This is a genomic window from Streptomyces sp. x-19, assembly GCF_046549115.1.
GTDB classification, from domain to species: domain Bacteria; phylum Actinomycetota; class Actinomycetes; order Streptomycetales; family Streptomycetaceae; genus Streptomyces; species Streptomyces albulus_C.
This window is the reverse complement of the sequence record NZ_JAJPWK010000012.1, coordinates 228,469-238,438: the sequence shown is the minus strand read 5'-3', so window position 1 is coordinate 238,438 and position 9,970 is coordinate 228,469. Positions and strand designations below refer to the sequence as shown.

Here is a 9,970-nt window from a genome sequence, read left to right as displayed (position 1 = left end):
GGGGCCGTGTCTGCGGGGGTGGTGTGCAGGACGTAAAGCGCAGCAGTCCTGCACACCACCCCCGCAGGCCCGTCACCGGCACCCAACAGCCCCGCGCAGCGGACAACGCCCCGCGCCGCAGGCGCAAAACGGCAACCCCCACGGCGGGACAGCCGACCACGTACGTCAAAGCCCCGCGCAGCGGCAACGCGCCGCAGGCGCAAACAGCAACCCCCACGGCGGGACCGCCGACAACGTGGGAAGCAAAAACAGTCGTCAGCGGCGGATCTCGTCCGCAATCGCTTTCAAGAAGCCGTCGATGTCGTCTTCGGTGGTGTCGAAGGCGCACATCCAGCGGACGACGCCGGCCGGTTCGTCCCAGAAGTAGAAGCGGAAGCGCTTCTGGAGGCGTTCGCTGACGTCGTGCGGGAGGCGGGCGAAGACGGCGTTGGACTGGACGGGGTAGAGGATCTCGATGCCGGGGATCTCGCGGACGCCGGTGGCCAGGCGCTGGGCCATGGCGTTGGCGTGGCGGGCGTTGCGGAGCCAGAGGTCCTTGGCGAGGAGCGCCTCCAGTTGGACGGAGACGAAGCGCATCTTGGACGCCAGCTGCATGGAGAGCTTGCGCAGGTGTTTCATGGCGCGGACCGCGTCGGGGTTGAGGACGACCACGGCCTCGCCGAAGACCGCGCCGTTCTTGGTGCCGCCGTAGGACAGGATGTCGACGCCCACGGCGTTGGTGAAGGCCCGCATGGGGACGTCGAGGGTGGCGGCGGCGTTGGCTATCCGGGAGCCGTCGAGGTGGACGAGCATGTTGCGTTCGTGGGCGTGGTCGCAGATGGCGCGGACCTCGTCCGGGGTGTAGACGGTGCCGAGTTCGGTGCTCTGGGTGATCGAGACGACCTGCGGCATGGCGCGGTGCTCGTCGTCCCAGCCCCATGCCTGGCGGTCGATCAGCTCGGGGGTGAGTTTGCCGTCGGGGGTGGTGACGGTGAGCAGTTTGAGGCCGCCGATCCGTTCTGGGGCGCCGCATTCGTCGACGTTGATGTGGGCGGTGTCGGCGGAGATCACCGCGCCCCAGCGGTCGGTGACGGCTTGCAGCGCGACGACGTTGGCGCCGGTGCCGTTGAACACCGGGAACGCCTGGGCCTGCTGCCCGAAGTGGCTGCGGAAGACGCGTTGGAGGTGCTCGGTGTAGTCGTCCTCGCCGTAGGCGACCTGGTGGCCGCCGTTGGCGAGGGCGAGCGCGGCGAGCACTTCCGGGTGGGCGCCGGCGTAGTTGTCGCTGGCGAAGCCGCGGAGCTGCGGGTCGTGGTGCTGCCGGGCGTCGGTCTTCGCCCGGTTCACGGCTTGGGGGTCAGCCACAGACGCTGTCCATTCACTTCCTGGGCGGGCCGGTTCCAGACCCCGGCGATGGCTTCGGCCAGCTCCGTGACGTCGGTGAAGCCCGCGAACTTGGCGTTCGGTCGCTCGGCGCGCATCTGGTCGTTGACGAGCGCCTTGACGACCAGGATGGCAGCCGCGGCGCGCGGTCCGTCCTCGCCCCCGGCCTTGCGGAAGCCGTCCGCCATAGCGAGCGTCCACGCCTCGGCGGCCGCCTTCGACGCGGCGTAGGCGGCGTTGCCGGCGGTGGGCTTGCTGGCGCCGGCCGCGCTGATCAGCAGGTAGCGGCCGTTGCCGCTGCGGTCGAGCGCGTCGTAGAAGGCGAGGGAGGTGTGCTGGACGGTGCGGACCAGCAGCCGGTGGAGGGTGTCCCAGTCCGCGAGGTCGGTCTCGGTGAACGTGGAGCAGCCGCGCCAGCCGCCGACGAGGTGGACGACGCCGTCGACGCGCCCGAACTCCTTCTCCGTGCGGGCGGCCCATTCGCGGGTCTGGTCGAGGTCGAGGAGGTCGACGGTCTCGCCGATGACGGTGGCGCCGCCGTGGGCGTACCGGGCCGCGTCGACGGCCTCCGCCAGGCGTTCGGGGTTGGAGTCCGAGCCGACCACCACCGCGCCGGCCTCGGCCAGTCGCAGCAGGGTGGCCCGGCCGGCCGGGCCGGCCGCTCCGGCCACCGCGATGACCGCACCGTCCAGCGGCCCCTGGCCGCCCGTCGAAGTAACCATCTCCGTCGCCTCCTCGTCCTGCCCCTGGACGGCCGTTGCCCGGGTGTTCTGGTCGTTGCGCACGCTGCGCTGTCCGTTCTGGTCCTGTTCGGTCCGTACGTTCCTCACGCCGCCGCCGGGGTGTCGCTGTGGGCGGTGATGCCCTTGGTCGAGGCGATCACGGAACGGAGCTTCTTGGCGAGCGCCTCGTAGAACATGCTCAGCGGGAACTCGTCGGGAAGCACGTCGTCCACGAGCTTGCGCGGCGGCTGGTCGAGGTTGAGGGCGTCCGGGCCCTTGGCCCAGGCCGAGCCGGGGTGCGGGGCGAGGTAGGTCGAGACGAGGTCGTAGGCGGCGAACCAGTGGACCAGCTTCGGTCGGTCGATGCCGTCGCGGTAGAGCCGTTCGATCTCGCCGCACAGCTGCTGGGTGACCTTGGGCGCCCGCTCCCAGTCGATGTGCAGTGTGTTGTCCGTCCAGCGTACGACGTCGTGCTTGTGGAGGTACGCGAAGAGCAGCTGGCCGCCGAGGCCGTCATAATTGCGCACCCGGTCGCCGGTGACCGGGAAGCGGAACATCCGGTCGAAGATCACCGCGAACTGCACGTCGCGGGCCTGTGCGTACCCCTCGGCCTCCAGCTTCACGGCCTCCTTGAAGGCGGTGAGGTCGCAGCGCAGCTCCTCCAGGCCGTACATCCAGAACGGCTGGCGCTGCTTGATCATGAACGGGTCGAACGGCAGGTCGCCGTGGCTGTGGGTGCGGTCGTGGATCATGTCCCAGAGGACGAACGCCTGCTGGCAGCGCTGCTGGTCGTCGAGCATGGCCGCGACGTCCGCGGGGAGTTCGACGCCGAGGATGTCGACGGCGGCCTCGCTGACCCGGCGGAAGCGGGCGGCCTCGCGGTCGCAGAAGATGCCGCCCCAGCTGAACCGCTCGGGGGCCTGGCGGACCGCGATGGTCTCGGGGAAGAGGACGGCCGAGTTGGTGTCGTAGCCGGCGGTGAAGTCCTCGAAGGTGATCCCGCAGAAGAGCGGGTTGTCGTAGCGGGTGCGCTCCAGGTCGGCGAGCCACTCGGGCCAGACCATGCGCAGGACGACGGCCTCGAAGTTGCGGTTCGGGTTGCCGTTCTGGGTGTACATGGGGAACACGACGAGGTGCTGGAGGCCGTCGGCGCGCTGTTGGGCGGGCTGGAAGGCGAGCAGCGAGTCGAGGAAGTCGGGGACGCCGAAGCCCTGGTCGGCCCAGCGTCGCAGGTCGGCGTCGAGGGCCTGGTGGTAGGCGGCGTTGTGCGGGAGCAGCGGGGCGAGTTCCCGGATGGCGGCTATGGCGCGGTCGACCTCGTGGCGGACGGCCGTGGCGGTGGGCGCACCGTCCGCGGCGAGGTCGATCGAACCGTCCTTGGACTGCCACGGGCGGATGGTCTCGATGGCGTCCTTCAGCACGGGCCAGGCGGGGTGCGCGACCACGGACTCGTGGGACGGGGTGCCACCCCGGACACCCACAGGCGAAAGAATTTCCGTCATGACTGCCCTCCGGCGGTAGATCGTCCTGTGAGACCACCGTAACCAGCCAAGGATCGCCCATTCAAGTGGGGCTACTGAAAATTATTCTGCTGACACCCCATGGTCACGACTGTTTTTCCTGTGAGGTACGGATTCGATCTCACTTCCTGGCGTGAGTGGCACCCGATTCCGCGTTTTCTCCGCCCAATGACGGGGTAGGCGAGGGAATCATGACCCGTCCGGGCGGGTGACGGACGCGGGAGCGGCACGCCCCCCGGCGAAGTGCGGAATGACCTTTTCACCCCATTGACGGATGGTCTCCAGACAGGCTTCCTGCGGCACCGTGCCCATCTGGATCAGGCACATCACCTCGTCGGCGCCGGCCGCCCGGAGCCGCTCCACGTAGGCGATGGCGTCCTCGGCCGTCCCGTAGGCGTGGTCGGCCCGGAAGGTCGCGGTGGCGCTCGGGCGGACCGGGATGCGCTGCTCGTGGAGGTGGGCGACGACCGTCTCGGCGGCCCGCCGCAGCTCGACGGCCTCGTCCGTGCCCTCCACCACCGCCTCGTCGGGGACCCCGGCGCCGCCGTACCAGTGCGCGATGGCCTGGGCGAAGAAGCGCTGACCGCGCAGGCCGACGGCGCGGGCCCGGTCGCGGTCGGCGAGCACGATGGTGGGGCAGAGCACCGCGAAGTGGTCGTTGACCTGCGTGGAGACCAGCCGGTCACCGGTGCGGGCGGCCCGTGCTGCGTCGTACGCGGTGCGCAGTTCGGCGACCGCTTCCGGGCCGGCGAAGCCCATGACGAGGGCGCCCACGCCCAGTTCGGCGGCCTGCCGCAGGGTCTCGGTGCGGCTGCAGGCCAGGAAGAGCGGCGGGTGCGGCGTCTGGTGCGGTCGGGGCAGGATCGGGTGCGGCGGGATGTCGATCAACTCGCCGTGATAGGCGAGCTGTTCGCCCTGCCAGGCGCGGCCGATGATGCGCAGCGCCTCCTCCACCTCCCGGGTCGTGCGGTCGCGGTCGACGCCGCACAGCGAGGTCTCCTGTGCGGTGCCGCCACGACCGGCACCGAGGTCGAGGCGGCCGCCGGAGAGCAGGTCGAGGGTGGCGGCGCGCTCGGCGACCCGGGCCGGGTGGTTGAAGGCGAACGGCATGCAGACCACGCCGTGGCCGACGCGGATGGTCCGGGTGCGGGCGGCGACCCAGGACAGGAAGACCTCCGGGGCGCTCATGTGCGCGTACCACGTCAGGGAGTGGTGCTCGACCGCCCAGATCCGGTCGAATCCCATCTGCTCGGCGAGGACGGCCTGTTCGACGCAGTCGTGGAACAACTGGTGCTCGCGGGCGACGGTCGGATCGGCGAGCTGGGCCTCGAAGATGATCGAGAACTTCACGGTGCCTCCCGGCTTGTCCTGCGGCCAACTCACTATTTCAATCAGTCATATGACTAATCGTCAGAAGTGGGAAGGGGCGGGGTCCCCGGACCTGCCGGCGACCGCGTGGGCGGTGCTCGGACTGCTCTCGTTCCGCGGTGCACGCACCGGCTACGAGCTGAAGAAGTGGGCCGACGCCTCGTTGCGGTTCTTCCACTGGTCGCCGGCGATCAGCCAGATCTACGCGAAGCTGCGCCGGTTGGAGCGGTGGGGGTTGGCGACGTCGCGGACGTCCGCGTCCCAGGAGCCCCGGGCCGCCCGGCGGTACACGCTCACCGACGCGGGCCGCGCCGCGCTCGCCGCTTGGGCGGACGGCGTCGACGACCCGGGACCGCCGGTCCTCAAGCACCCGCTGGTGCTGCGGCTCTGGCTCGGCCACCTCGCCACGCCGGAGACCCTGCGCGCCCTGGTGGAACGCCACCTCGCCCGGCCCCGGGACGAACTGGCCGAGGTCCGCGGGACGCTGCGGCGTGCCGAGCGGGTCCCGCAGTGGGCGTTCCCGCGCGTCGCGCTGGCCTGGAGCGAGCGTCGGCACCTCGCGGAGTTGGCGCTGGCCGAGGAGATGTTGGCGGATCCGGCGCGGTTGGCGGCGGCCGGTCCGGCCACCGGTGCGTAGCCGGCGGAACACGCGGGCACTCGTACGGGCTAGAGGGCACTTGTCCCTACGGCGCTGCCGCTGTCGGGCGGATTAGGCTGTGGGCCATTTCGGGCAGCAGTGCGCCGGCGGCCGACACGTGCGCGGAGCCGACAGCAACCGAGCCGACAGAAGCGAGGCAGCCTTGTCCTTTCTCACCATCGGGCACCGCGGAATGATGGGTGTGGAGCCGGAGAACACCCTGCGCTCCTTCGAACGGGCCGAACGCGAGGGCGTCGACGTCATCGAACTCGACCTGCACCTGAGCAAGGACGGCGCGCTGGTGGTGATGCACGACCCGGACGTCGACCGGACCACCGACGGCACCGGCCCGATCGCCGAACGCACCCTCGCCGAACTGCGGGAGCTCGACGCCGGGCAGGGCGAGCGGATCCCGGTGTTCGAGGACGTGGTGGACGCGGTGCAGCTGCCGCTCCAGGCCGAGATCAAGGACGTCGCGGCGGCCCGGGCGCTGGCCGAGGTGGTGCGCGCCCGGGACCTGATCGGCCGGGTGGAGGTCATCTCGTTCCACGACGAGGCGCTCGCGGCGGTCCGTGCGCTGCTGCCGGGGGTACGGACCGGGTTGGTGGGCGAGCGGTACGGCGCCGACGTCGTCGACCGGGCCACGGCGGTGGGTGCGGGACTGGTGTCGCTCTACCTCCCGCGGCTCACCCTGGAGCTCGTCGAGCGGGCGCACGCCGCCCGGTTGAGGGTGCTGGGCTGGACGGTGAACACCCACGACGAACTGCGGCTGGCGCGCGGGCTGAGGCTGGACGGCGTGGTCACCGACCAGCCGGAGATCCGACGGGCGGTGCGCTTCACCGCGTAGCCGGCGGGCGGCGGGCGGCGGGCGGCGGGCGGGCCGACCGGGCCCGCACACGGGGGCCGCCCGACAGGAAACGCGCAGTTCACAGCGGCGCAACGGGTTTCCAGCATGTGGACGTTCGGCCCGCTGATCTCGACAGGGCGGCCGGAGCACTGTCACCCTCCCCGCATGTACCTGTCCCCACGCCCCGTGCGTCTCGCCGTCTGCGCCACCACCGTGTTGCTCGTCGCCGCGGTCGGCTGCGCCCCGCAGGACGCCTCCCCCGGCGGCTCGCAGGCCGCCGGACAGGGCAAGCAGAGCTGTGCACCCGGCAAGTTGGCCACCGTGACGCCCGGGAAGCTCACCGTCGGCACCGACAAGCCCGCCTACGCGCCCTGGTTCGTCGACGACGACCCGGCCAACGGCAAGGGCTACGAATCGGCGGTGACCTACGCCGTGGCCGAGGAACTGGGCTACCGCAAGGACGCGGTGCGCTGGCAGACCGTGCCGTTCAACAGCGCCTTCGCGCCCGGTGCGAAGAACTTCGACTTCGACGTGAACCAGGTGTCGATCAGCGACTCCCGCAAGCAGGCGGCGGCCTTCTCCGCCGGCTACTACGACGTGCGGCAGGCGGTGGTGGCGCTCAAGGGCTCCAAGGCGGCCGGCGCCAAGAGCATCGCCGACCTCGCGGACGTCAAGCTCGGCGCGCAGGTCGGCAGCACCAGCCTCGACGTGGTCGACGACACCGTCCGTCCCCACCGGACCGCCGCGGTCTTCCAGAAGAACGACCTGGCCAAGTCCGCCCTGAAGAACGGCCAGGTGGACGCGATCGTGGTCGACCTGCCGACCGCCTTCTACATCACCTCCGCCGAGCTCAAGGACGCCGTGGTGGTCGGGCAGTTCAGCCAACGGGGGCCGGCCAAGGAGCAGTTCGGGCTGGTGCTGGACAAGGAGAGCAAGCTCACCGGCTGCGTCACGGCGGCGGTGGACGCGCTGCGCCGCAAGGGCACCCTGGCCGCGTTGGAGAAGCGGTGGCTGGCCGACGCGGTCAACGTTCCGGTGCTGAAGTGACCCCCCGGAAGGCAAACGTGAAGGTGCAGGGGACGGAGCAGGGGGCCGCGCCGGGCGCAGCGGCCGGGAGCGCCGACGACGGGTACGTGCCGTCCGCGCGGCGGCGCGAACGGGAGCGGTACAAACGGGCCCGGGCCCGCCGGGCAACCGCCCTCGCCGCGACGAGCACGCTGGTCACCGGCGCGGTGCTGTACTTCGTGATCACGGCGGCGCCCGGCTGGCCGCGTACCAGGGAGACGTTCTTCAGCGCCGCCTATGCGCGCCTCGCGCTGCCGAAGGTGCTGGACGGGCTGCTGCTCAACCTGCGGTTGTTGGTGGTCTGCGGGGCCGCGGTGCTGGTGTTGGGTTTGTTGCTGGCGGTGGCGCGGACACTGCGGGGGCCGGTGTTCTTCCCGGTGCGGGCGCTGGCCACCGCCTACACCGACTTCTTCCGCGGGATGCCGCTGATCATCTGTCTGTTGATGGTGGTCTTCGGGGTGCCGGCGCTGCGGCTCCAGGGCGTCACCACCGACCCGGTGGTCCTCGGGGGCGCGGCGCTGGTGCTGACGTACTCGGCGTACGTCGCGGAGGTCTTCCGGGCCGGCATCGAGTCGGTGCACCCCTCGCAGCGGGCCGCGGCCCGCTCGCTGGGGCTCTCCAGCGGGCAGACGCTGCGCTTCGTGGTGCTGCCGCAGGCGGTGCGCCGGGTGGTGCCGCCGCTGCTCAACGACCTGGTGTCGCTCCAGAAGGACACCGGGCTGGTGTCGATCGCCGGCGCGGTGGACGCCGTCTACGCGGCGCAGATCATCGCCAGCAAGGACTTCAACTACACCCCGTACGTGGTGGCCGGGCTGGTCTTCGTGGCGCTGACGATCCCGATGACCCGCCTCACGGACTGGGTCACGGCCCGGATGGACCGCCGGCGCGCCCAGGGAGGGACGGTATGAGCAGGACGGACGACACCCCGGTGACGCCGCCGGCACCGGCACCGGCCGGCGGGCCGGTGCTGCGGATGGAGTCGGTGCGCAAGACCTACGGGCGCGGCGGCACCGTCGTGCTGCGGGACGTGGACCTGGAGGTCGCCCCGCACACCGTGACCGCGCTGATCGGGGCCTCCGGGTCCGGCAAGTCCACGCTGTTGCGCTGCGCCAACCTGCTGGAGGAGATCGACGACGGGGCGATCTTCCTGGACGGCGAGGAGATCACCGATCCACGGGCCGACCCGGACGCGGTGCGCCGCCGGATCGGGGTGGTCTTCCAGGCGTACAACCTCTTCCCGCACATGAGCGTGCTGGACAACATCACGCTGGCGCCGCGCCGGGTGCACGGGGTGCCGCGCGCCGAGGCGCAGGAGCGCGCCCGCGAGCTGCTGGCGCGACTGGGGCTGGAGGGGCGGGCCGACGAGTATCCGGACCGGCTCAGCGGGGGCCAGCAGCAGCGGGTGGCGATCGCCCGGGCGCTGGCCGGGCGGCCGCGGTTGTTGCTGCTCGACGAGATCACCGCGGCGCTCGATCCGGAGCTGGTCGGCGAGGTGCTGCGGGTCGTCCGGGACCTCAAGGAGGACGGGATGACGATGGTCATCGCCACCCACGAGATGGGCTTCGCCCGGGAGGTCGCCGACCAGGTGTGCTTCCTGGAGGGCGGGGTGGTCCTGGAGCGCGGCACGCCCGGTCGGGTCTTCGGCGAGCCCGAGCACCCCCGGACCCGGCAGTTCCTCCAGCGGATCATCGAGGCCGGGCGGCTGTGAGGGACGGGGCGGCTGTGCGGGCCGGCCGCCGCGGCGGCCGGCCCGGCGTCAGCCCAGCGGCTTGACCATCAGCTCGAACTCCAGGTCGGCGCGCTGCGGGATGCCGAACCGCTCGTCGCCGTAGGGGAACGGGCTGAACTGGCCGGTGCGCCGGTAGCCCCGGCGCTCGTACCAGGCGATCAGTTCCTCGCGCTGGCGGATGACGGTCATCCGCATCTCCCGGACGCCCCAGGCGGCCAGCGCGGTCCGCTCGGCCTCGGCGATGATGACCTTGCCCAGGCCGTCGCCCTGGAGGTCCGGGCGGACCGCGAACATCCCGAAGTAGGCGTGGTCCTCGCGGTGCTCCAGCTGGCAGCAGGCGATCAGCTCGCCGTCCCGCTCGGCGACCAGCAGCCGGCCCCGGTCGTTGCGCACCACGTCGGCGACGCCGTCCGGGTCGGTCCGCTGGCCCTCCAGGAGGTCCGCCTCCGTCGTCCACCCGGCGCGGCTGGCGTCCCCTCGGTAGGCCGATTCCACCAGGGCGACGAGCGCGGGCACGTCGGCCTCGGTGGCGGAGCGGAAGGTCAGCGCGGTGGTGGTCATGGTGAGCGGGATCCTCTCGGCCGTACAGGTGGCTGCCAGCGAGGCTAACAAGCGGCGGCGGCCGGCGGCAGGGCCCATGGTCCCGGCGCCCCCGCCGGCCGGCCGTCCCGGTGGCCGAGCTGCGCCGTGTCCGCCCGGGCGGGGCGGTCCGGCGGCGTA

Annotated in this window: 10 protein-coding genes; 5 read left to right on the top strand and 5 right to left on the bottom strand. The window is 71.7% G+C overall.

Features of this window, described 5'->3' with window-relative positions:
* Positions 1–255: 255 nt before the first annotated feature.
* The 4 genes from ACLJT4_RS25895 to ACLJT4_RS25880 all read right to left on the bottom strand — a co-directional run bounded on the left by ACLJT4_RS25895 (position 256) and on the right by ACLJT4_RS25880 (position 4,954).
* Complete coding sequence (locus ACLJT4_RS25895; protein ID WP_411125663.1) at positions 256–1,326, bottom strand: threonine aldolase family protein; 1,071 nt, start codon at positions 1,324–1,326, stop codon at positions 256–258.
* Positions 1,323–2,084, bottom strand: a complete 762-nt coding sequence (locus ACLJT4_RS25890) for an SDR family NAD(P)-dependent oxidoreductase (protein WP_233659801.1) — start codon at positions 2,082–2,084, stop codon at positions 1,323–1,325. Before ACLJT4_RS25890 ends, ACLJT4_RS25895 begins: the two co-directional genes overlap by 4 nt.
* 104 nt (positions 2,085–2,188) lie before the next feature.
* The gene (locus ACLJT4_RS25885) at positions 2,189–3,586 is read right to left on the bottom strand and encodes a DUF6421 family protein (protein ID WP_411125644.1); all 1,398 of its coding nucleotides are present in this window, start codon (positions 3,584–3,586) and stop codon (positions 2,189–2,191) included.
* A gap of 207 nt (positions 3,587–3,793) precedes the next feature.
* Positions 3,794–4,954 (bottom strand): LLM class flavin-dependent oxidoreductase, encoded by a 1,161-nt coding sequence (locus ACLJT4_RS25880; protein WP_411125642.1) that lies wholly within the window; start codon positions 4,952–4,954, stop codon positions 3,794–3,796.
* Between the two features lie 112 nt (positions 4,955–5,066).
* Between ACLJT4_RS25880 and ACLJT4_RS25875 the strand changes: the two genes are divergently transcribed.
* The 5 genes from ACLJT4_RS25875 to ACLJT4_RS25855 all read left to right on the top strand — a co-directional run bounded on the left by ACLJT4_RS25875 (position 5,067) and on the right by ACLJT4_RS25855 (position 9,229).
* Positions 5,067–5,609 carry a helix-turn-helix transcriptional regulator gene (locus ACLJT4_RS25875; protein WP_411125661.1) on the top strand — a complete coding sequence of 181 codons (543 nt, stop codon included), beginning with the start codon at positions 5,067–5,069 and terminating at the stop codon, positions 5,607–5,609.
* A gap of 163 nt (positions 5,610–5,772) precedes the next feature.
* Positions 5,773–6,456: a glycerophosphodiester phosphodiesterase gene (locus ACLJT4_RS25870; protein WP_411125640.1), complete on the top strand. Its 684-nt coding sequence runs from the start codon at positions 5,773–5,775 to the stop codon at positions 6,454–6,456.
* Between the two features lie 165 nt (positions 6,457–6,621).
* Positions 6,622–7,503, top strand: a complete 882-nt coding sequence (locus ACLJT4_RS25865; RefSeq protein ID WP_411125638.1) for an ABC transporter substrate-binding protein — start codon at positions 6,622–6,624, stop codon at positions 7,501–7,503.
* A gap of 23 nt (positions 7,504–7,526) precedes the next feature.
* Positions 7,527–8,429 (top strand): amino acid ABC transporter permease, encoded by a 903-nt coding sequence (locus ACLJT4_RS25860; RefSeq protein ID WP_411125659.1) that lies wholly within the window; start codon positions 7,527–7,529, stop codon positions 8,427–8,429.
* Positions 8,426–9,229, top strand: coding sequence for an amino acid ABC transporter ATP-binding protein (locus tag ACLJT4_RS25855; protein WP_411125636.1), 804 nt, complete (start codon positions 8,426–8,428; stop codon positions 9,227–9,229). The genes ACLJT4_RS25860 and ACLJT4_RS25855 overlap by 4 nt, the downstream gene beginning before the upstream one ends.
* 48 nt (positions 9,230–9,277) lie before the next feature.
* Here the strand turns inward: ACLJT4_RS25855 and ACLJT4_RS25850 are convergent, their stop codons facing one another.
* Complete coding sequence (locus tag ACLJT4_RS25850) at positions 9,278–9,811, bottom strand: GNAT family N-acetyltransferase (RefSeq protein WP_411125634.1); 534 nt, start codon at positions 9,809–9,811, stop codon at positions 9,278–9,280.
* Positions 9,812–9,970 lie beyond the last annotated feature (159 nt).